The organism is Corynebacterium aquatimens, from assembly GCF_030408395.1.
Lineage (GTDB): Bacteria > Actinomycetota > Actinomycetes > Mycobacteriales > Mycobacteriaceae > Corynebacterium > Corynebacterium aquatimens.
Genome location: NZ_CP046980.1, coordinates 1,589,826 through 1,609,921 on the forward strand (window position 1 = coordinate 1,589,826; position 20,096 = coordinate 1,609,921).

General features: G+C 60.7%; 18 protein-coding genes and 3 pseudogenes. 6 read left to right on the forward strand and 15 right to left on the reverse strand.

What is annotated here, in order from left to right; all coding sequences use genetic code 11:
• Positions 1 to 148 precede the first annotated feature (148 nt).
• Together CAQUA_RS07170 and CAQUA_RS11275 are read right to left on the reverse strand one after the other, a co-directional pair.
• The gene (locus CAQUA_RS07170) at positions 149 to 910 is read right to left on the reverse strand and encodes a type 2 periplasmic-binding domain-containing protein (RefSeq protein ID WP_196823887.1); all 762 of its coding nucleotides are present in this window, start codon (positions 908 to 910) and stop codon (positions 149 to 151) included.
• Positions 911 to 1,362: 452 nt separating this feature from the next.
• Positions 1,363 to 1,863, reverse strand: a pseudogene (locus tag CAQUA_RS11275) (YflT domain-containing protein); the annotation flags it as partial.
• A 99-nt stretch (positions 1,864 to 1,962) separates the two neighbouring features.
• Here CAQUA_RS11275 and CAQUA_RS07180 point away from each other — a divergent pair.
• Positions 1,963 to 3,111 carry an Mrp/NBP35 family ATP-binding protein gene (locus tag CAQUA_RS07180; protein ID WP_196823886.1) on the forward strand — a complete coding sequence of 383 codons (1,149 nt, stop codon included), beginning with the start codon at positions 1,963 to 1,965 and terminating at the stop codon, positions 3,109 to 3,111.
• Between the two features lie 732 nt (positions 3,112 to 3,843).
• On the opposite strand, the gene CAQUA_RS11215 is transcribed toward CAQUA_RS07180, so the two are convergent.
• Genes CAQUA_RS11215 through sigE form a run of 3 tightly spaced genes read right to left on the reverse strand, consistent with a single transcriptional unit; the run spans position 3,844 to position 5,529 of the window.
• The gene (locus CAQUA_RS11215; RefSeq protein WP_331273424.1) at positions 3,844 to 4,500 is read right to left on the reverse strand and encodes a twin-arginine translocase TatA/TatE family subunit; all 657 of its coding nucleotides are present in this window, start codon (positions 4,498 to 4,500) and stop codon (positions 3,844 to 3,846) included.
• A 44-nt stretch (positions 4,501 to 4,544) separates the two neighbouring features.
• Complete coding sequence (locus CAQUA_RS07190; protein WP_196823885.1) at positions 4,545 to 4,865, reverse strand: zf-HC2 domain-containing protein; 321 nt, start codon at positions 4,863 to 4,865, stop codon at positions 4,545 to 4,547.
• A 19-nt stretch (positions 4,866 to 4,884) separates the two neighbouring features.
• On the reverse strand, positions 4,885 to 5,529 hold the full coding sequence (gene sigE, locus CAQUA_RS07195; RefSeq protein WP_196825529.1) for an RNA polymerase sigma factor SigE: 645 nt from the start codon (positions 5,527 to 5,529) through the stop codon (positions 4,885 to 4,887).
• Between the two features lie 120 nt (positions 5,530 to 5,649).
• Here sigE and CAQUA_RS07200 point away from each other — a divergent pair, with 120 nt between their 5' ends.
• Positions 5,650 to 6,303 carry an O-methyltransferase gene (locus tag CAQUA_RS07200; RefSeq protein ID WP_231375333.1) on the forward strand — a complete coding sequence of 218 codons (654 nt, stop codon included), beginning with the start codon at positions 5,650 to 5,652 and terminating at the stop codon, positions 6,301 to 6,303.
• A gap of 93 nt (positions 6,304 to 6,396) precedes the next feature.
• On the opposite strand, the gene glgC is transcribed toward CAQUA_RS07200, so the two are convergent.
• Positions 6,397 to 7,632 carry a glucose-1-phosphate adenylyltransferase gene (gene glgC, locus CAQUA_RS07205; protein WP_196823884.1) on the reverse strand — a complete coding sequence of 412 codons (1,236 nt, stop codon included), beginning with the start codon at positions 7,630 to 7,632 and terminating at the stop codon, positions 6,397 to 6,399.
• A gap of 132 nt (positions 7,633 to 7,764) precedes the next feature.
• Here glgC and glgA point away from each other — a divergent pair, with 132 nt between their 5' ends.
• Positions 7,765 to 8,949: a glycogen synthase gene (gene glgA / locus CAQUA_RS07210; RefSeq protein ID WP_196825527.1), complete on the forward strand. Its 1,185-nt coding sequence runs from the start codon at positions 7,765 to 7,767 to the stop codon at positions 8,947 to 8,949.
• A gap of 107 nt (positions 8,950 to 9,056) precedes the next feature.
• Complete coding sequence (locus CAQUA_RS07215; RefSeq protein WP_290178072.1) at positions 9,057 to 10,472, forward strand: GH32 C-terminal domain-containing protein; 1,416 nt, start codon at positions 9,057 to 9,059, stop codon at positions 10,470 to 10,472.
• Positions 10,473 to 10,501: 29 nt separating this feature from the next.
• Here CAQUA_RS07215 and CAQUA_RS07220 read toward each other — a convergent pair whose 3' ends face one another.
• Together CAQUA_RS07220 and CAQUA_RS07225 are read right to left on the reverse strand one after the other, a co-directional pair.
• Entirely contained in the window at positions 10,502 to 12,529 is a 2,028-nt protein-coding gene (locus tag CAQUA_RS07220) for an acyltransferase family protein (RefSeq protein ID WP_196823883.1), read from the reverse strand.
• Positions 12,530 to 12,584: 55 nt separating this feature from the next.
• A pseudogene (locus CAQUA_RS07225) lies at positions 12,585 to 13,307 on the reverse strand (methyltransferase domain-containing protein); the annotation flags it as partial.
• A gap of 130 nt (positions 13,308 to 13,437) precedes the next feature.
• Here CAQUA_RS07225 and CAQUA_RS07230 point away from each other — a divergent pair.
• The gene (locus CAQUA_RS07230) at positions 13,438 to 14,742 is read left to right on the forward strand and encodes an ISL3 family transposase (protein WP_196823808.1); all 1,305 of its coding nucleotides are present in this window, start codon (positions 13,438 to 13,440) and stop codon (positions 14,740 to 14,742) included.
• A 17-nt stretch (positions 14,743 to 14,759) separates the two neighbouring features.
• Here CAQUA_RS07230 and CAQUA_RS07235 read toward each other — a convergent pair.
• From CAQUA_RS07235 to dapE, 7 genes and pseudogenes are all read right to left on the reverse strand, one after another.
• Positions 14,760 to 14,912 (reverse strand): annotated as a pseudogene (locus CAQUA_RS07235) (methyltransferase domain-containing protein); the annotation flags it as partial.
• A complete protein-coding gene (locus tag CAQUA_RS07240) occupies positions 14,912 to 15,082 on the reverse strand; it encodes a DUF3117 domain-containing protein (protein WP_196823881.1) in 171 nt (56 codons plus the stop codon). The pseudogene CAQUA_RS07235 and the gene CAQUA_RS07240, both read right to left, overlap by 1 nt.
• A 38-nt stretch (positions 15,083 to 15,120) precedes the next feature.
• Positions 15,121 to 15,525 carry a cell division protein DivIVA gene (locus CAQUA_RS07245; protein ID WP_231375332.1) on the reverse strand — a complete coding sequence of 135 codons (405 nt, stop codon included), beginning with the start codon at positions 15,523 to 15,525 and terminating at the stop codon, positions 15,121 to 15,123.
• A gap of 10 nt (positions 15,526 to 15,535) precedes the next feature.
• Positions 15,536 to 16,261, reverse strand: a complete 726-nt coding sequence (locus CAQUA_RS07250) for a glucosyl-3-phosphoglycerate synthase (RefSeq protein ID WP_196823880.1) — start codon at positions 16,259 to 16,261, stop codon at positions 15,536 to 15,538.
• Complete coding sequence (gene folP / locus CAQUA_RS07255; RefSeq protein WP_196825525.1) at positions 16,258 to 17,070, reverse strand: dihydropteroate synthase; 813 nt, start codon at positions 17,068 to 17,070, stop codon at positions 16,258 to 16,260. Before folP ends, CAQUA_RS07250 begins: the two co-directional genes overlap by 4 nt.
• Before the next feature lie 26 nt (positions 17,071 to 17,096).
• Entirely contained in the window at positions 17,097 to 17,930 is an 834-nt protein-coding gene (locus tag CAQUA_RS07260) for an LOG family protein (RefSeq protein WP_376993188.1), read from the reverse strand.
• A 34-nt stretch (positions 17,931 to 17,964) separates the two neighbouring features.
• Complete coding sequence (gene dapE, locus CAQUA_RS07265) at positions 17,965 to 19,077, reverse strand: succinyl-diaminopimelate desuccinylase (RefSeq protein ID WP_196823879.1); 1,113 nt, start codon at positions 19,075 to 19,077, stop codon at positions 17,965 to 17,967.
• A gap of 42 nt (positions 19,078 to 19,119) precedes the next feature.
• Here dapE and CAQUA_RS07270 point away from each other — a divergent pair, with 42 nt between their 5' ends.
• On the forward strand, positions 19,120 to 20,094 hold the full coding sequence (locus CAQUA_RS07270; RefSeq protein WP_196823878.1) for a 2,3,4,5-tetrahydropyridine-2,6-dicarboxylate N-succinyltransferase: 975 nt from the start codon (positions 19,120 to 19,122) through the stop codon (positions 20,092 to 20,094).
• Positions 20,095 to 20,096 lie beyond the last annotated feature (2 nt).

Sequence of the window (20,096 nt, forward strand, 5' to 3'; positions counted from 1 at the left end):
ACACTTGCCGGGGCAACCGAAAAAACCGCAGGCCTACTGCCTGCGGTTATTCGCTGTGCCTAATTGATTGCTTCGGGAACACTGTCACCATCGTCAGGGTTTAACCATCGCCAAAGAGCGGCGCAAAACGAACCGATTCTAAGCGCCGCTACTGGAACTCTGGGTCGCCCTCTTTCAGTCGAGGAAGCTCGGATCCCATACCGGTGCGCTTCATCATCCATTCGTTGACCAGTTTGGCCCTTTTGCCGGTTTTCTTTGACTCTTCGACCAACTCGTTGAGGTCCTCTGTGTTAAGCGCACGAGTCACCGCGTTCATGGCGCCGCGCTCACCGCGGTCAAAGTCGTTGGTATTGAACACCGGGATGACGTTCTGCGGCAGTTTCGATCCTTCAGAATCTTCCTCAGCGACACCTGGTTCAGTAGAACATGCCTCTGCGGGCGACGGATCAACCGTGGCCCAGTCGCGAGCGAACGTGGCCAGCGCGACGTCATAGACGGCATTGACCATATCCTCGCTCATTGGCTTGACGGTGTCGGAACCATCCTCGCCCTCGCTTGCAACTATTTCTTTGAGTTCAGCACGGTTCATGGATTCTGCGACGGCGCCGGTACACACGACCGTGAGGGTGGCATCGTTTTGACGAAGAGCCTCCAACCGCTCCTCGCTGGTATCCATGCGTAATCCAACGATGCCGACTTGCCTGTCCGCGAGCTCTAGCACCTGGCGATAAATCTCGGCGAGGACCATCTGCTCCTCTGAAGCCGGATTCGCCGCGATCGTCACGGCGTTCCGCGGCTTTAACCGATCGGTGCTGGACTCGGAATCAATCTTCGTGCATCCCGTCAACATCAAGGCGGGTACGACCGCACAGGCAAGACCGCGGCGCATCGCGGAAACACGGTTTCCCACTACTGGTTGTCCTCAGATTGCGGGGAGGAGTTAGGAGCCACGTTCGGCTGGGCTTCGTTCGGCTGGGCATCGTTCCGCTGGACAACACTCCAGTGGCCCTCATTCGGCTGGGCATCGTTCTGCGGCTCGGCGTAGTGCGGCTGCTCCGCTCGCTGAACTGGGGCCTGGTAGGACTCAGCTTGGTTTGGCTGTACGGGTTGGTGGTTCTGCGGAGCCTGTGCCGACTGAACCTGAGCTGAACTCGCTTGGTTCACCTGCGTGGATCGCCCGGGCTGCGGTTGGTGCTGGGCCGGGGTTGCCTGAGACTGCTGCACCTCAAACGACTGCGCCTGAGGCTGCTGCGCCTCGAACGACTGCGCCTCGAACGACTGCGCATGAGACGACTGCGTCTCGGATGTCTGGGGCTGCTCGCTAGCGGGCTGGGAATGCATACCCACGGCTCCAGCGGTGCCTAAGCCCATGGATGCGATGGCGTCGCGGGCGGCGGGTGCGTGGGAGGGCTCGCACAGCACGTCGTAACGGCCGGCGACGATGGCGGTGGCGGAGGAGAAATCGCGCTTACCGTTGGTCAACCAGTAGCTCATTGCGGCGAAGACGACACCAAAGATCAGACCGATCAGCAATGCGGAGATCAGGGATAAAAACGGCTCGCCGAAGAGCATGAACAAAAGGCCCACGAAAAGACCAAGCCACAAACCGGACAAAGCACCGGCGCCAAGAATGCGCGGCCAGGTGAGGCGGCCGGTGACTTTCTCAACTTGCATCAGGTCAACGCCGACGATGGTCAGCGCTTCAACCGGGAATTGGCGGTCCGACAGCCCGTCGACTGCAGCTTGCGCATCGGAGTATGAGCGGAAACTCGCTACGGGCCAACCGGAGGGACGTTCTAGTGCAATGCCGGCTTGCTTAGCTATCTGATTGTTTTGCTGGGTGGCGTATGCAGGGTTGGACATGGCTAACCTTTCGTTTTCTTGGTAGTACCGTTCCCATATTACTGAGCCTTAAAGGGCCTTAACGGTCTGACTTACAAGCGCGTCTTATACTTGCGGGCGATGGCTACCTCTTCTTCACACCCCGCAACAGTGTCCGAAGCCGCAGTGCGTAATGCGTTGGCGCGCGTCGATGACCCGGAGATCGGCAAGCCGATTACGGAGCTCGACATGGTGGAATCCGTCCGGATCGACGGTGCCGACGTCGCAGTGGGGATTTATTTGACCATCCCCGGCTGCCCGATGCGCAACACGATCGAATCGAACGTCCGAGCAGTCGTCGAAGAAATCGAAGGCGTCGGTGAGGTCAGCGTCACCATGCACGTCATGAGCGATGAGCAGCGGCGCGCGCTTGCCCAGCGGTTGAAAGCGGACAAGGCCGACCCAGTCATCCCGTTCACGCAGGATGGTTCCACCACGCGGATCTTTGCGGTGGCATCCGGCAAGGGTGGCGTCGGCAAGTCCTCTATGACGGTGAATCTAGCCACTGCGCTGCAGGCCAAGGGGTTGAGCGTCGGGATCTTGGACGCGGACGTCTACGGCCATTCCATCCCAGGTCTCATGGGCTCAGCCGATCAGGGCCCCACCGTTGTGGATGAAATGATCCTCCCGCCGATCGCCCACGGCGTGCGCCACATTTCCATCGGCCAGTTCGTCGAAGGAAACGCACCAGTTGTCTGGCGCGGGCCAATGCTTCACCGTGCGGTTTCCCAGTTCCTCACCGACGTCTACTGGAGCGACCTGGACGTTTTGTTCCTCGACCTGCCGCCGGGAACGGGTGACATCGCGCTCTCCGTGGCACAACTGCTCCCCAACGCGGAGCTCCTCATCGTAACCACGCCGCAAGCCGCAGCAGCTGAAGTCGCTGAGCGCGCCGGCTCCATCGCCCAGCAGACCCACCAGAAGGTTGCGGGAGTCATTGAGAACATGTCCGCGATGGTGCTTGACGACGGCACCACCATCAACGTCTTCGGCTCCGGCGGTGGTGAGCAAGTGTCCACGAGTCTCACCGAGATCCTCGGCGAAGACATCCCGTTGCTTGGATCCGTTCCGTTGGACCCGCAACTGCGCGCCCACGGCGACCATGGAACTCCAATCGCCCTATCGGCCCCCGACTCTCCCACCGGCAAAGCCATCACCGAGATCGCGAACACCTTGATGGTTCGCCGCGATTCGCTGGCCGGCAAGAGCCTCAACCTCGGCGTCAAGTAAACGGCCAGTCCCCCGCCTCCCCCGCCAGCCCCCTCCCCCCGCCTGCCACGCCGGCCCCCTCCCCCCGCCACTCGCTGCCTATCGCCCTGCGCCACCCCGCGCCCGGCTGCAGACCCTATCCATACGAGCGGCGATCGAGCCGTTTAAACCGGCGATCGATCCGTTGAAATTGGCGATCGATCGGTTGTCTTTACGATCGATCCGTTTGCTGCAAAAGCCCAGGTCAGATTTTGCACGATTCGTACGGCTCGATCGGTCGATCCAACGGCTCGATCGGTGGGCCCCACGGCTCGACATTTCAATCTAGGCACAGCGGTTCCTTGAGTGGCCGAGCCACTCAGCGATATTTGATACGGAAACCCGCAGGTCGCGAACAAAGAATTCTCTTGAGTGGCCGCGCCACTCAGAGAAGTGGGCGACCAAGGCGATCTACCGTAGCGGTTAAACAGCGGCCTCGGATGCGGGCGAGGGTACGGGCCCGACGGCTCGATCGGTCCGCCCAACGGCTCGACATTTCGATCTAAGCAAAGCGGTTCCTTGAGTGGCCAAGCCACTCAGCGATAGTTGATGCGGAAACCCGCAGGTCGCGATCAGAGAATTTTCTTGAGTGGCCGCGCCACTCAGAAAAGAGGGCAACCAAGGCGATCGACCGTAGCGGTTAAACAGCGGCCTCGGATGCGGGCGAGAGTGCGGGGACGGGCGCGCACGCCACCACAGACGTTTTCGCAGGACTTAGGTGATGTCGGCCCAGGAGAATCCGCCTGATCCGCCTGATTCTGTGGTTCCCTGCCCGCCGGACGCGGGTGTTTGGTTAGCTGGCGGGTCAACTTTCGTGCGCAGACCCGGCTGGTGACGGCGGCGGCGGTACGGGTTCTTCGCCATCGGCTGGGTGGGGGTGTATTCCGTCTTCATCAGGGCCATATCGTTCTCTTCGCTGCGGGCCGGCTCGCCTGCCGCGGCAGCGGAAGAGGCGGAGGCGGCGGAGGAGGCAGCGGCAGCACCATCCTGGGCATCCGCCTTCTTCGCGGCGTCCACGGAGGACTCGGGCATATCCGAGTTCATGGCGGTTTTCGGGGCATCCCCTAGAGCGGTGCGCGGGTCGAATTGGTCGAGGAATTCGCCTTCTTCATCGAACAGCACTTTGGCGATGGCGCGTTTGGGCCCCATCGCGGCGTATTCGGTCACGGCAGTGATGGGCTTGCGGAACTCATCAAATTCGCCGTCGAATTCGCCGCTGAGCTCGGCTTTAGCGTTGTTGATCGCTTTGCGGGCGGCAAAGATGGCGGCGCGGACATCCAGGATCACGCCGGGTAGGCGCTCGGGTCCGATGATGATGAGACCCGCGATGATCACCACGAAGATCTCTACCCATCCGATGCTGCTGAACACGGTTTTCTACCTTACTCTTCGCCCCGGCAGGCAACCACATGGCGTTATTTGAACAAACCCGACAGGCCCGGCAGGTCCTTGAGACTCCGCTTCCGCGCCGCGGGCTGCTCGGTTTCACAAATTTGCGCAAGCTTATCGACGAGTCCCCTCGGCGCCCTCAGTCCTTCTTCCACGTTGTGATTACGCACTGCTTCGGCTGCGTAGCGTTGTGCATTGGCGTCGTTGCGGCAGGATTCGCACAAAACGATGTGGACACGCGCTCGATGGGCGGCGGTGGGTGACAACTCGTCGTCGATAAGCGCGGCGATGGCTTCCGCACTGACGTGTTCCGTGGAGTCGAAGTGGCGTCGATGTGAACTACTCATGGCACCAGGCTGGTAGATGCTAGTAGGAGCGGATCAGTTCACGGGTCGCGGCGCTGTGCTGAGCTTTGGCTTCAAGGGCTGCGCGGAGCTGGCTGCGGCCGCGGTGAATGCGAGAGCGCACCGTGCCCATCTTCACGCCAAGGGTCTTGCCGATCTCTTCGTAGCTCATCCCCACGACGTCACACAGGACGACGGGGACGCGAAATTCCGGGCTGAGCTCATCCAGAGCGTCTTGCAAAGCAGGATCCAAGTTGGCCACCTGATAGACCTGCTCAGGGGTCATATCGTTACCGGGTACGCGCTCATAGTCTTCCGGGAGCGCCTCCATGCGAACCTTGCTTCGGCGGCGCGCCATGTCTAGGAAGAGGTTGGTGGTGATGCGGTGCAACCAGCCCTCAAACGTCCCCGGCTTGTAGGACTTCAGATTGCGGAAAACGCGCATGAACGTCTCCTGCGTCAGGTCTTCCGCGTCCTGCTGGTTGCCGCTGAGACGAAACGCCAAGCGGTAGACGCTGTCTGCGTGTTCAGCTACGATCTCCGACCAGCTCGGCATCGCCCCCACTCCCGCGTCGAATGCCGCGGTCCCGGTCAACTCCTCCGCGGGTTCTCCGGTGAGGTCTGCTGCGTGGGAGTGTGTGGGGCGGTCATGAGCGTCAGCGGGCATGACAACATTGTGACCCATTGCACCTTGGGAATCCAGCGGCGGACATGCGAATTCCCTGGGCAAATATAACGATCCGCTAACAGTAAGATGGCAGGTGTGAGTGAGACTGCATTTACGTCAATGAATTCGTACATCGAGAGCCGCCTTCACATGAACACGCAGGATGCGGACGCCTCCGCACTGGGTGCTGCCATCGCCGCCGCGCGGGCGGAGGCCACCGAACGTGGACTCGCGGCCCCCTCCCCCGTCGTCGGTGGTCTCCTCAGCACCCTCGCAGCCTCCGGAGCCGCAGCCGGAACCGGTACCGGGGCGGTTGCTATCACCCCGTCCGCGGGCGTGGTTGGCCTGCACATGCTCGCCGGCCTCCCGGACAAAGCGACCGTGACGTGCATTGACCCCGATGCGGACCGCCATGCTCGTGCCAAGACGTCGTTCCGCGACGCGGGATACAGCCCCTCGCGCGCACGCTTTTTGCCCGCGACCCCCCTCGATGTTCTCGGGCGCCTCGCCGCGGATTCTTACCACCTGATCTACGCCGATGTGGAACCAGTGGATATGCAGGCCACCATCGACGCGGTGTGGCCGCTGCTCACGCGCGGCGGCACGCTGGTTCTTGCGCAATCGCTTCTCGACGGCACGGTGGCCGACGCCTCACGCATCGACCGCGACACGATCGCCGCACGCAGCGCGAATGACTATGCGGATTCCTTCGAAGGCGCAGTGGTCACACGCTTGCCGTTGGATTCCGGCCTGACGCTGATCACCCGCCGGTAAAGCCGAAAAAAGGCCAGCCCGCGCGGGGCTGGCCTAGAGCTTCGATCAGCTCGTCGCTTTCGATGATGACCACACCTTGGCTAGCTTGAAAAGCTAGCCAAGGTGTGGTTGGCCGATGACTTCGCCCTTGCCGACTACGACCACGCCGTTGTCGGAGACGGTGTAGCGTTCGCGGTCTCGGGCCTCGTCCACGCCGATGATCTCTTCGTCAGAGACGTAGACATTCTTGTCCAAGATGGCGTGGCGCACGACTGCACCGCGTCCCACGCGCACGCCCGGCATGAGCACCGAGCCCTCAACGGTGGCGCCCTCTTCGATGATCACGTCAGTGGACAGTACGGAGTTGCGCACTGTCGCGCCCGAGATGATCGAGCCCGGCGCGACGATGGACTCCTGTGCGATGCCGCCGCGGACGAACTTGGCCGGCGGCAGGTTGTCATCCTCAGTGGAGTGGATTGGCCACGACTTGTTGTAGAGGTTGAAGATCGGGTGGACGCTGATCAGGTCCATGTGGGCGTCGTAGAAAGAATCAACAGTACCAACGTCGCGCCAGTATCCCTTGTCTCGGTCGGTGGCACCCGGGACCTCATTACCGGAGAAGTCGTAGACGTTCGCGTCACCCTTCTCCACGAAGTACGGGATGATGTCCCCACCCATGTCGTGGTCCGAGCGCTCGTTTTGCTCATCGTCCTTGAGCGCCTGGATCAGTGCCTCAGTGGAGAAGATGTAGTTACCCATGGACGCATAGGTCATGTTCGGGTCATCCGGGGTTCCCGGCGGGTCCTTCGGCTTCTCCAGGAACTTGGTGATCGTGCCGTCCTCATCGCTTTCGATGCAGCCAAAGGCGAATGCTTCTTCGCGCGGGACGCGGATGCCGGCGACGGTGCAGGACTTGCCGGATTCGATGTGGTTTTGGACCATCTGGGATGGGTCCATGCGGTAGACGTGGTCAGCACCGAAGACCAGAACGTAGTCCGGCATTTCGTCGTAGATCAGGTTCAGCGACTGCAACAGCGCGTCCGCAGAACCCTGGTACCAACGCTTGCCCAGGCGCTGCTGCGCGGGCACGGAGGCGATGTACTGGTGGGTCGGGCCGGAGAAGTTCCACGCCGTTGCAACGTGGCGGTCAAGCGAGTGTGACTTGTACTGGGTCAGCACCGCAATGCGCATGTAACCGGCGTTGACCAGGTTGGATAGAACGAAGTCAATCAGGCGGTAGTTGCCGCCGAAGGGGACGGCAGGCTTTGCGCGATCAGCGGTGAGCGGGAACAGGCGCTTGCCTTCCCCGCCGGCGAGAACAATGGCGAAGACGTTTGGCTGGCTTTTCACACTTCCCCAGCCTATTGAAGTTTGCTCGGCGCTGCACGAGCCCGGCGCGAATAATTCACTAGTCTCGGATGTATGAGCGCACACACCGGTGATGGACACACGTCAGATTCGCAGCCCAAGGAGGGCCAGGCGTTGAAAGTTGGGATGCTTACAAAGGAATACCCGCCAGAGATCTACGGCGGCGCGGGTGTTCACGTCACAGAGTTGACGCGGTTCATGCGTCAGCTCGATGGGGTTGAGGTGGATGTGCACTGCATGGGCGCGCCGCGCGATGAGGCCAACGTGTACGTGCACGGCGTCGACCCAGAGCTGGAAGACGCCAACGGGGCAATCAAGACCCTGTCGACGGGGTTGCGCATGGCGCACGCTGCCAACAACGTTGACGTGGTTCACTCCCACACGTGGTACTCGGGCCTGGGCGGCCACCTCGCCGGTCTGCTGCACGGCATCCCCCACGTGGTCACGGCTCACTCCTTGGAGCCGGATCGCCCGTGGAAGCGTGAGCAGCTTGGCGGTGGGTACGACATTTCGTCGTGGAGCGAGAAAAACGCGATGGAAAACGCAGATGCGGTCATCGCGGTTTCCAGCGGCATGAAAGGTTCCATTTTGGAGGCCTACCCGCGTATCGACGAATCTAAGGTGCACATCGTCCTCAACGGCATTGACACTGCTGATTGGTACCCAGTCGATCCGCTTGCGGCCGAAGACGGTGAGGAATCGATCGTCGATAAGCTTGGGCTTGATCTAGACCGACCCATCGTTGCCTTCGTGGGCCGCATCACGCGCCAGAAAGGCGTGCCCCACCTGGTCAAAGCCGCGCAAGACTTTGACAAAGACATCCAGCTGATCCTCTGCGCGGGCGCTCCCGACACCCCGGAGATCGCGGAAGAGACGCAGAAGCTTGTCGACGAATTGAGGGAGACCCGCGACCACGTTCACTGGATCACGGACATGCTGCCGAAGGAGAAGATCCGCGAGATCTACTCCATCGCGGACATCTTTGTTTGCCCATCGGTGTATGAGCCGCTGGGGATCGTGAACCTGGAGGCCATGGCGTGCCGCACTGCGGTCGTTGCTTCGCGCGTGGGTGGAATCCCCGAGGTTGTTGTGGACGGAGAAACCGGCACCTTGGTTGATTACACCCCGGACGATGAGACCGGGTTTGAGCAGAACCTCGCCGCCGCAGTCAACGCGCTGGCCGAGGACGCGGAAACCACCAAACGGTACGCCGCGGCCGGACTAGAGCGGGTCAAGGCGGAGTTCACCTGGGATTCGATCGCGGCTGACACCGTAGAAGTCTACAAATCGCTACTCTAGGAAAAAGTTGTCCTTTTCCCTGGCCTGCGTACGCGGTTCGAGTACGCGCTTTGGCCTGCTAAGAGGGCTTTGCACCCTGCACATCGAAGATTCATCGAGGAGAAACTGTGAGCACTGGATGGCGCCCTGAGCTTCACGTCACCGCGGAGTCCGGCATTTTGGACGCGGCGGCAGGCATGCTGCGGTACGTCGTTGGTGAGCCTGATGCCTTAGAAATTGACCACTGGCACATGTTCTACCAGTACGAACCCACACCGGGCGCTCCAACGCGGTGGGCCCACCAGGTTTCAGAAAACACGCCGTATGACTTCTACGAGTGCAACGACGTGATCGCTCCCGTTGGCGGAGAGACGAACGTCTACGCTGGATCCGTTGTCGCTTCGGACAATCACGTGGACCTGTACTTCACGTCGGAGACCGCCGCTGGCTACTCGATCCAGGTCGCGCGCGTGGAGGATATCGACGAGTTGTGCGACGAGATTGACGACGAGTTGCAAATCGACGAGGGTGTGAACCGCCTCGGCGCCGTAGTGGAAGACCGTGGTCCGCTCACCCGCTTCCGCTCCCCGTGCGTGGTTCCCGATTGGGAAGAAAACGACAACCGGGAGCAAGGCCAAACCGGCTGGCTGATGCTAGCGAGTTCCGGCCCGGATGAAAGTCCAACGCCGGTTGTGCTGAGTTCCTCCGATGATTCCTCCTGGTCCGTCGTCGGCCCGTTGACTTTCAATGGTGAAACCGGCATGCCCGACGACGTGATCATGGTCGCTCCCCGCCTCATCCGCTTGCGCGATGAGGTTAACGGTGAAATCCGCGACGTGCTGTTCATCACCCAGGAGCGCGACCACTCGGACCTCTCCGGCTACCTCGTGGGCACGTTGAACGGTGCCACCTATGACGTGATCACGCCGTTCCAGCGCATCGACTACGGCCACGATTTCACTCGCCCACGCAGCACCAACGTCGTCCCCGGCGTGTTCAGCCAAGACCGCCGCCTGCGCAAGGCTTTCATCTTTGGTCTTTTGGCTCCCACCGGCCGCGGTGGCGATCCGACCACCCAGCCCACCTGGGAGGCCGAAGGCTGGGCGAACGCTCTATCTCTCCCCCGCGTTCTCACGCTTGCCGACGGGCGCCTCTACCAAACCCCGTCGACGGGACTGCCAAACGCAGTCAGCGAATCTGAGCGCGCATCCATGTGGACCGGCTTGTGTGAAATTCCTGTCGGCTCCGCCATCACCGCTGAGATTCTGGACGGCAACGGAAATCCAGCCGCAACGATCATCCACTCCGGTGACGGCATAACGCTTGACCGCCACGACGATGAGGCGGTGTACGCCACGCTTACAGAGGACGATGAGGACAACATCACCATCGTCGTTGATGGCTCGACCATTGAAGTCTTCGCCGGCGGCGGCGCAGTGACAATGTCCAGCCGTTTCTGGCCCGAAGGCGGCACCAGCGGCATTCGCGTCACCGCGGAAGGCGACGCCGTAATCAACAACGAATGGCGCCGCGGCGTACGGTAACCGCGCCCGTTTTTGATTCGAGCCAGTTCTTAGTTCACGCCTGAGCTCACCACTGCGCCGCGCGGGCGGGTGGATTCATCCACGCCGCGCGGGAACGCCTTCGCCAGTGCTGCTGCGAAACGGATGCCGCGCTGGTCATTGCCGATGGCGTTGTAGTGGACTTCGTCGCCTTCGAGGTACCAATCCAAGTGGGCGCGGGCCTCCGACGCCCAGTCGAAGATGACTAGGTTCGGGTAATCCTTTGCCACCCGACGCAAGGTGTCATTGAACACCTTCATGTTCTCATTCGCGTAGTACATATCCGACGGCGTACCCGTCGCCGCTGTCGGCCACATCACGCGATCCCCGTCGAGGATGTCCAACATTTTGCGGATGTTCTTTTCCATGTCCGCGATCATGTCTGGGCCACCGCCGGCCGCATCCACATTGGCGGCATCGTTGACTCCAGTCGCGATCACCCAGCATGTGTCTTCCGGCACGCCACGGTTCTTTAGCTCCGTAGCTGACTCGATCGCCGATGGGTAAACCTGCCCGTCCGGCGTGGAGAAGCCGAGGTTCGTTGCACGCGCACCGAAGACACTCGTTTGCACAGCGCCCGCGCCTTTATCTAGGTAGCGGTCCGATGCCACCGGGGCTCCCGCTGGCAGTAGCTCTGGATTGAACATCCCAAGAGACGTCGAGTCACCGACATGGACGACTTCCTCACACATCATGAGCGTGTCAGCGGGTTGCTTGCCCCACTGAGAGGTAGATCCCGCGGTGTCCGCGGTGTCCTTCGGCTGATCGCGCGTCACACGCCCACCGCCGGTCCCTTCTGGCAGCTCCATCGCTTGACCTTTTTGGTTAGCAGGAGCGGTGTGTCCGCCCACGAGCGGAGCTGCGCCGATGCTGACGAGACCAAGCAGGGCGATGATTGCACCCGTGGTCAACGGCGCGAAGCGCTCCTTGGCGGGTAACGCCTTGCGCATGTGAGCAAAAAAGCCGTTGCGGCGAATCGGGTCTTCAAACAGAGTCCAGCTCACCGCCGCCAGGGCGGTCGACGCCAGCGTGACAAAGAGGGCGCTCCACCAGCGGTGGTTGGTGATCCACGCAGTGGGGAGGAAATAAATGAATGGCAGATGCCACAAATAGATTCCGTACGAACGCTCACCGATCCACCGCATTGGTAAACAACCAAGGGCTGCCGCCCAGATCGATCGCTGGTTGGAAACCGCAACGATGACGAGGACCGTGGCGAGACTCAAGATGAGGAAGCCCGAGTGGTAAAGGAACAAATCATTTCGTTCCACGCGAACGGCCATCGTGAGAATCACAATGAGCCCGCACGCACCCAGCAGACCAGCAGCCCACTCGGGTGCAACGACGGGCTTTCCGCGCGAGCGCCGGTAGCCGAACCAAATCGCCAATGCTGCGCCAAGGAGCAGGCCACCAGCACGCGTATCCGTGCCTTCGTACACGCGGGTCTGGTCCATCCCCGGTTCAACGAGGTAACTCATCCACGCAAACGACACCAGGGCAAGCACCGTCGTCGCCACAGTCACGGCCCACGGCCTACGCAGCAGGAAGAACAAAGCCGTGAGAACCACCGGCCACAGGAGATAGAACTGCTCTTCAATCGACAGCGACCACATGTGATCCAGCGGGCCTAAACCGGCGAACCTGTTGAAGTAGGAATCGCCCTGGATGATCGTGTGCCAGTTGTTCACATAAAACAGTGAAGAGAGTGCTTCCGGTCCCCTCTTCCCCATCGCCGAGGGCTCAAAAATCAAGCACAGTATCGTCACAACAACGACGGTCACGACCATGACCGGCATGAGACGTCTGAACCTTCGAACCCAGAATTGGCCCAAGTTCAAATCCCCGCGGTCAAAGTAGGACCGCGCCAAATTCGCCGTAATCAGGTAGCCCGACAGTGTGAAGAACACACCCACACCAAGAAGACCACCCGCGAATCCAGGTAGGTTCATGTGATAGCCAACAACCAGCAGAACTGCGATCGTGCGCAGGCCGTCTAGGCCGGGTACGTAGCGCCCTGGATGACCCACGGGTTTTGGCATGACACCTACTCTTTCCGCGCAGACTAAACGGATTTAGTACAGAGTGAAGAGTATCTTACGCCTTCCTAAAGCGCGTCAAATGGGCGCGCGCCGTCACGCTCAGAGTGGAGGGCAGCGCTTCTACGCGATCCCGCAACGTCTCCGGTTCAATGTGCCGCGCGGAGGGACTCATCCCCACCTGCGCGGCGATGGACTCACGGTCAAGCTGCATCGGGATGTTCATGACCTCTGGTTCACCATCAAGCCGCAGGTACTCCTGAGCTTGTTCCACCATGCGCTCCATCTTCCCCGGTTCCACACCCAAGATCCCCAGGGGCTCACGCAACTCATCCAGGTGACCCTGTTGAGGCGTGACCACGATTACTTCGCCGCCGGGGCGTAGCACTCGTGCAAACTCAGCGGGATTTCGCGGGGCAAAGATGACGGTGATGGCATCAATGGATTCATCACGAATGGGTAGACCATCCCACACGTCAGCTACGACAGCACCCAAACGCGGGTGCGCTTTGGCAAGGAGCTTCGCAGCCGGCACGGCAATGTCGATCCCAACACCCCGAGCATCCTCAATCGAATCGAGCGTGTGGGCCAAGTAGTAGCCAGTGCCAGCGCCGACTTCCAAAATGGTGGGAGCTTGTGCCGCGCTGCCATCAGGATCTAGGCGGTCAATTGCGTCAATGACCCGATCGGTGACAGTCTCCACGAACGGGGAAAAGTGTCCGCGGGACAAGAATGCTTCGCGCGACGCAATCATTTCGGCACTATCGCCGGAGTGGTTAAGAGGCTCTTCGTGATTGGGAGTGCGTTGGTCGTTTCTTGGGGTGCTGGGGTGTTGCACAAGATGTGGGGGTCCTTGCTGGGTTAAGGATTTAGGTGTTCAAGCCAATCCACAACCCAACAAGGACCCTGGTATGCAGCCTAGTTCCAACATCGTCGCCGACACCATTTGCCGCACCGCGGAGCTTGGGTTGGCGATCACCAATGCCGCGCACAACGACGAGTGCACCGTTATCGACTGTGAAACGCTCGACCCGATCAATGCCTGCCCGTCGTGTCAGCAACCGGGCTTGTTGCGCGATCACACCTACCGGCAACTGGTGGATCTGCCGGTGGTCGGGTTTCCCACCCGGCTGCGGGTGCGGGTGCCGCGGTATCTATGCAGCAACGATTCCTGCGCCCAGCAGATTTTCCGGGCTTCGCTTTCCTGCGCTGATGACCGCTCGAAGGTCACCCACCGGGTGGTGCGCTGGATCCTGCAGCGCTTAGCGATCGACCGGATGAGCGTTGCCGCCACCGCCAAAGCACTCGGGATTAGCTGGCAGCTGACATGCGATCTCGCATTGTCCATGGCCAGAGCCCTCGTCGCCGACCCCGACCACTTGGCCGGGGTGCGCGTCATCGGGGTTGACGAGCACAAGTGGGCCCACAACCGCAAGGCTGCCGGCGGCGGGTTCGTCACCGTGATCGTGGACATGACTTACCAGCACACCGGCCAACCGGCCAGGTTGCTTGATGTCATCCCGGGCAGAAGCGCCGAAGTGCTCACCCGCTGGATCAACCAACGTCCGAAAATCTTCCGCGACCAGGTGGAGGTGATCACCATGGACGGGTTTCAGGGTTACGCCACCGCAGCCGATGAAGCCCTGCCTCAGGCCAGGCGGGTGATGGACCCGTTTCACGTGGTGCGTCTTGCCGGCGACAAAGTCACCGCGTGTCGGCAGCGGCTGCAGCGTGAAACCTACGGCAGGCGCGGCAGAACCAACGACCCGTTATATAAAAACCGCCGCACCATGCTCACCCGCATCGATTTTTTAACCGGTGAGCAGCAGCACCGCCTGGATGTGTTGTTCAACTACGACGACGACTACGCCGTGCTGCAAGAAACGTGGCTGGTGTACCAGGAGATCATCGACTGCTACGAAGACCCGAACAAGACCCGCGCGAAAACGAAGATGCGCCGGTTGATCAACCGGCTGCGCGGGCTACGACAAGCCGGGCTTGATGAACTCGCCCAACTCGGTCGTACCCTGCACAAACGCCGCGCCGACATCCTCGCGTTCTTCGACATCGGCGCCTCCAACGGCCCGGTCGAAGCCATCAACGGCCGCCTCGAGCACCTCCGCGGCATCGCCCTCGGATTCCGCAACATCAACCACTACATCTTGCGGTGCCTAATCCACTCCGGAGGCCTCCAACCCAAGATCAACGCACTCTAAAACACGAAGAGCCGGTTAAGACCTGCTCCAGAGGCCAAAGTGACGTAGCCCTGCTTAGCTACGTCATAGGAGTGACCCGAATCAGAAACTAGCCGTGCAAAATCGTCCGCGCCACGCAGCAGCGTTCCATCCGCTGGATCGGCGAGGACGTCAACGATGTCTTTGAGCATTACTCCCCAGCGACATCCAGAAGGAGCTGGCCCAGCTCAGACGCCTCTTCCTTGTTCAGCTCCACAACAAGGCGACCGCCACCGTCCGAGGGAATGCGCATCACGATCTTGCGGCTTTCTTCCACTGCTTCCATCGGACCATTACCGGTACGCGGCTTCATCGCTGCCATGACGATCTCCCTTAGATAACTTCGAACAAAATATGCCCCTATTCTACCGATTTTTCGACAGCAGCAGGCTGGGCGTCGGCGGCATCAACGGACGGCACCTTTGCGGCAGTCGGTTCGGCCGATTCCGTTTCGAACAATTCCGTCCTGTCCGATTCCGTCCCGACCGATTCCGTCCCGACCGATTCCGTCCCGACCGATTCCGTCCGAGTCAATTGTGCGATAAGCGCGTCTACTTGATCTTGGCGGTATCCGCGGGGCACGACTTCCAAAACAATGTCATCAATACGGCCCTCGTCAACCGCGCGGCGGTTGGATTCAATGACCTTCGCCGGCTCATCCAATGGGGGAAGCGCTTCTCCACGTCCGAAAAGCCCTGCCGATACCCAGATCCCCAGAATGGCGAAGACGAATACGACAGCGATGAGCAAGATCCACGAAAGCATGGCTCTGAGTTTAGCGCCACGGCGGCCGCTGGCTGATCTCCACTCCTGCTACCTCGGCGCGGTTCATAATCGTGCGGGCAACGATCTCCGCCATGGGCTTGAGTTCACTAATCGGGCGGTTGCGGTGAGTCCGCTGGCCCAGATCGACTTGTCCAATGCTTGCAGCCGAAAATCGCGTGCTGATATCAAGAAGAAGGCCAACGTCGATGCCGTAACCATCCACGAACGGTAAACGCAATGCAGTCTCAGCACGTATCGCGTACTCCCCTCCCAGGGGTTGCTCAATGTGGCCAAGGTGCGGGAAGAGAGTGTGGATGAGCGGCTTCGCGGTGAGTTCAGTCACCCGCCCTCCGCCAGGAGCGCCGCGAAGCAGACGAGTGTAGTTCGCTTTGACCAGCTGGACGTCGGGGGCTTCAAACGGCGCGGCTAATTCATCCACCCACCACGGCTCAACGTTGGTCACGTCCGCATCAATGAAGACGATTACGTCCCCGGTGGCAGCTTTTACCCCGCGCCAGAGAGCTTCCCCTTTGCCCGGGCGGACCGGAATCTCAGGGGCAATCTCACGCCAGTTAACAACTCTCGCCCCAGCATCCGATGCCCGTTGTGCAGTAGCGTCCGTGGAATCCGAATCGACAACGATCACTTCATTGGCGCGCGACGATCGCGCCACATCCACAACGTGGGCAACCGTCTCCTCTTCGTTGAGGGCGGGAATGACCACGGATATGTTCACGCCAACCCCCGGATGGTGTTCAGCGGCGCCATGTCCCCGGTTATCGCCGCAGTCATGCGGATCACGTCGATAGTGTCGCGTACCTCGTGAACACGAAACGCCGCGACACCCTTCGCTGCGCACCATGCCGTGGCAGCCAAAGATCCGGCGACGCGGTCAGCGACGTCCCGATCGAGGGTCTCACCGATGAAATCCTTATTCGACAACGCCATCAGTACTGGCCAGCCCGTCGCCACCACCTCGTCGATACGGCGAAGAAGCTCAAGGCCGTGGAATGTGTTCTTCCCAAAATCGTGCGTCGGATCAATGAACACGAATTCAGCAGGCACACCCGCATCAACAGCTGACTCAGCAAGGCGCGTGGTGTGCTCAATAACATCGGCGACTACGTCGTCATAGTGCACTCGGTGCGGGCGCGTCCGCGGCGTCTGACCGCCGGTGTGGGAGCACACATAGCCCACGCCGTGGGAGCCCGCGACACGCACCAGATCAGGGTCAAAGCCCGCCCATGTGTCATTAATCAGCGTCGCGCCAGCCTCAATCGCCTTCTCTGCGACAGACGCGCGCCACGTATCGACGGAGATTTCTACGTCGGGGTGTTGCTCGCGAACGAGCCGGATCAATGGAACGACGCGCGAGGCTTCCTCATCCTCATCGACCGCATCACCCGGGCCTGCTTTCACTCCCCCGACATCAAGGATGCTGGCACCGTCATCCACGCTTTCACGGCAACGCGCTAAGGCTGCGTCCATTTCATACGTAGACCCCCGGTCGTAGAACGAATCCGGGGTCCGGTTGATGATCGCCATGACGGCGGCAAGGTTTCCCACGGACGCTACTCGCGCTCCTCACGAAGCCGGTTTTCCGACTCCTCGCGAAGGCGCTTGTGCGCTTCTACGATGTACTCGATGGCCTCATCCACCGAATCCGTAATCAAAAATAGCTCGTCATCACCTGGGGAAATAAGACCACGGGCAAGCTGCTGGTTACGGATCCAGTCCACCAAACCGCCCCAGAAGTCGGTGCCCATGAGCACGATCGGGAAGTTTGTGACCTTGCCTGTTTGGACCATGCACAAAACCTCGAAGACTTCATCCAAGGTGCCGAATCCGCCGGGAAGCGTGATGAACGCCTGGGAGTATTTGAGGAACATGACCTTGCGCGCAAAGAAGTAGCGGAAGTTCAGTCCCAGATCGACCCACGGGTTCAGTCCCTGCTCGAAAGGCAGCTCGATGCCCAGGCCAACCGATGTTCCGCCCGCTTCGTGCGCGCCGCGGTTGGGGCCTTCCATCAATCCTGGGCCGCCGCCGGTGATCACTGCGTATCCGGCTTCCACCAGCGCGGACCCGAGCTTTCGGGAAAGCTCGTATTCCTTCGTGCCTTCCTCCAGGCGCGCAGAACCGAATACGGTGACGGCTTTGCCCAGTTCGCTTAAAGCATCAAATCCAGCGACAAACTCACTCTGGATCCGCATCACGCGCCACGGATCAGCGTGCTTCCAATCATGGTCAGCGCGCATCTCCAGCAAACGCTGGTCATAGGTGGACGTTGAGTTGTCCTTCTGCCCACGCTGCAGGATGGGACCTGTGAGTGTACGGTCCAACTTCGGGCTCGATCCCGGGCTGGAATACGTGCTTTTCTTCGGCCGAGGCGTGATCTGTGGGGCCACGAAGGGTCCTCTCTAACATCTGATAGTTGGTAATTTAGCTGGTCAAGTAAGTCAGCAGCGTGTCTGAGACCGTACGAATCTGATCGATAGGACACTGCTCATCTTTCCTGTGCGCAAACCCCGGGTCTCCGGGACCGAAGTTCACGGCGGGAATTCCCAGGGTAGAGAACCTCGCTACATCCGTCCATCCGAACTTCGCTCGGTAATTGCCGCCAACCGCTCGCACCAGCCCCTGCGCTACTGGGTCATCGAGCCCAGGCAGCGCCCCACCAACGGCATCGTCATATGTTAGTTCCAGTGCCTCTTCAAGAGCCAAGACTTCTTCCAGATGCGCCTTGGCCTGGTCGAGAGTGCGGTCCGGCGCGAAACGGAAGTTCACAGTTATCCGGGCCTCATCGGGAATGGTGTTGGTGGCCACTCCCCCGCTTAGGCCCACCACGTTGATGCCCTCGCGGTATTCACACCCAGCGATGGTGACCCGGCGCGGTGAGTAATTAGCGATACGCCCTAAGACCCCCGCCAGGTCATGAGCAGCATTGTGGCCAAGCCAGGCTCGCGCTGAATGCGCACGTTGTCCATGTGCAATGACAAAAACGCGGATGGTTCCCTGACAGCCCGCCTCAATGATCGCACCCGAGGGTTCACCAAGAAGCGCGAGATCACCCGCGAGCAACTCGGGCGCGTGTTGCTCCAACTGCGCCAGCCCGTTGTACTGAGCTGCGACTTCCTCCGCTTCGTAGCAGATCAGCGTGAGGTCATACTTCAAGTCCGGGGACTGCGCCAGGGTTGCAAACGCATGCAAGTAGCACGCCATACCGGTCTTCATATCGACGGACCCGCAGCCCCACAAAATGTCAGAATCCGCGTCCGGAGCGGAGCGAAGGACGCGATGGGGAACGTTGTCCGCAATCGGGACGGTGTCGATGTGGCCGGCGAGGACGACGCGTTGGTCGAATCCGCGGTGGGTGCGGGCAACGATGGTGTGGCCGCGGCGGATCAGTTCTACGGGTGTGTCGTCGATAAGCGTGCGTAGCGCGGACTCGATGGCGTCGGCGATGGTCTCTTCGTGGTGGGAGGGCGAGGGGATGTCGATGAGAGCTGCGGAGAGCTCAACGGGGTCGCCTGCGAGGTTTAGCGTGTGCGTCACGCTTCAACTGTAACTGGGGCGCGCACCACGTAGCATGAAGCTATGCCACAGGGAGCGCACGCGGTTGGAATCGCACACATTGCAGCGAATGGAACGGTACTGGATACCTGGTACCCCTCGGTTGAATTCATCGAAGACACCAACGCGCCTGAGGTCGCGCAGAAGGTGCGGGGAATTTTTGGTAGCCAGAACCCCGGAACCTTTAGGGTGAGCGCGCGGGAACTGTCGGATTCGATGTTGTCCTTGGTGGGCATGGACCGCGACCGCCAGGTTGAAGTAGTGCCGGTGCGCACGTACATCCATGACCTTGATTCCCCGGCGATTGATGCCCACGACGTGTACCTGCGCCTTCACCTGCTGAGCCACCGCCTCGTGCGGCCGCTGGAGCTGAACATGCGCGATGCGCTGTCGTTGCTTACCCCGGTGGTGTGGACGAATAAAGGGCCGTGCTTGCCCGATGACTTTGAGTTGTTGCGCACCAAGTTGCGCAGTCGCGGAACCATTCACGTTTACGGCATTGAGAGGCTGCCGCGCATGGTGGACTACGTCGTGCCGTCCGGCGTGACCATCGCGGGCGCTGAGCGCGTGCGCTTGGGTGCGTACCTAGCGCCGGGGACGTCGGTGAACCGCGAGGGATACGTGTCCTATAACGCCGGCACGCTTGGTCCGGCGCGGGTGGAAGGGCGTTTGTCGTCCGCCTGCGTGATCGAGGGCGGGACGGACATCGGTTTGTCGGCCACGATCATGGCTGCGCGTGAAGACAACAGCAACCGTACGCCGCTGCGCGTCGGCGCGAATTGTGTGATTCACCCTTCCTCCGGCGTAATTGGGCTCAACGTGGGCGACCGGTGCGAAATCGGGCCGAACATCATCTTGGAGCCGGACACGGTGCTTTACGACGGGCGAAGTGATACGTACGTTCCAGCGCGCAAGGTGACCCACGAATCAGACTGGGCGATTTTCATGGCACCGCATAGTTCTACCCCTGTAGTCAAGCACCGTAAGACTGAGGTCTAACG